The organism is Photobacterium sanguinicancri (assembly GCF_002265265.1).
In the GTDB taxonomy this organism is placed as follows: Bacteria; Pseudomonadota; Gammaproteobacteria; order Enterobacterales; family Vibrionaceae; genus Photobacterium; species Photobacterium sanguinicancri.
The window spans coordinates 1,764-3,068 of sequence record NZ_NOIF01000302.1 but is presented as its reverse complement, the minus strand read 5'-3'; the positions used below and the strand labels follow the sequence as shown (position 1 = coordinate 3,068).

General features: G+C 48.8%; 1 rRNA gene (cut by a window edge). It reads left to right on the top strand.

The annotated features are described in order from the left end of the window. Positions 1 to 142: 142 nt before the first annotated feature. Positions 143 to 1,305: ribosomal RNA gene (locus ASV53_RS23385) — 23S ribosomal RNA — on the top strand; it runs 1,731 nt beyond the window's last position.

Here is a 1,305-nt window from a genome sequence, read left to right as displayed (position 1 = left end):
TAAAAACGAGTTCTCAAAACAACACACATTCAAGTGTCTTGTGTAGAGTCCGGCGAAAAACCAATGTCCTCATTTTTCTTGATCGGAAATGAGTGACGATAAACCTTGGTTGTTTGAACATACAGACCTCTTGGGGTTGTATGGTTAAGTGACTAAGCGTACACGGTGGATGCCTTGGCAGTCAGAGGCGATGAAGGACGTATTAACTTGCGATAAGCCCAGTTTAGATAGTAAAAATCACTTGAGACTGGGATTTCCGAATGGGGAAACCCACGTGCATAAGCACGTATCGTTACGTGAATACATAGCGTAACGAGGCGAACTCGGGGAACTGAAACATCTAAGTACCCGAAGGAAGAGAAATCAACCGAGATTCCGAGAGTAGCGGCGAGCGAAATCGGATTAGCCCTTAAGCCAGTCTTGCGTTAGGTGAATGTGCTGGAAAGCACAGCGACACAGGGTGATAGCCCCGTAACCGACAACGCATTATTAGTGAAAACGAGTAGGACGGGACACGTGATATCCTGTTTGAACATGGGGGGACCATCCTCCAAGGCTAAATACTCCTGACTGACCGATAGTGAACCAGTACCGTGAGGGAAAGGCGAAAAGAACCCCTGTGAGGGGAGTGAAATAGAACCTGAAACCGTGTACGTACAAGCAGTAGGAGCCCACTTGTTGGGTGACTGCGTACCTTTTGTATAATGGGTCAGCGACTTAATTTTAGTAGCAAGGTTAACCGTTTAGGGGAGCCGTAGGGAAACCGAGTCTTAACTGGGCGTCATAGTTGCTAGGATTAGACCCGAAACCAGGTGATCTAGCCATGGGCAGGTTGAAGGTGAGGTAACACTTACTGGAGGACCGAACCGACTAATGTTGAAAAATTAGCGGATGACTTGTGGCTAGGGGTGAAAGGCCAATCAAACCTGGAGATAGCTGGTTCTCCCCGAAAGCTATTTAGGTAGCGCCTCGGACGAATACTACTGGGGGTAGAGCACTGTTAAGGCTAGGGGGTCATCCCGACTTACCAACCCTTTGCAAACTCCGAATACCAGTAAGTACTATCCGGGAGACACACGGCGGGTGCTAACGTCCGTCGTGGAGAGGGAAACAACCCAGACCGCCAGCTAAGGTCCCAAAGTTATAGCTAAGTGGGAAACGATGTGGGAAGGCTCAGACAGCCAGGATGTTGGCTTAGAAGCAGCCATCATTTAAAGAAAGCGTAATAGCTCACTGGTCGAGTCGGCCTGCGCGGAAGATTTAACGGGGCTAAGCTATACACCGAAGCTGCGGCAATATGAACTT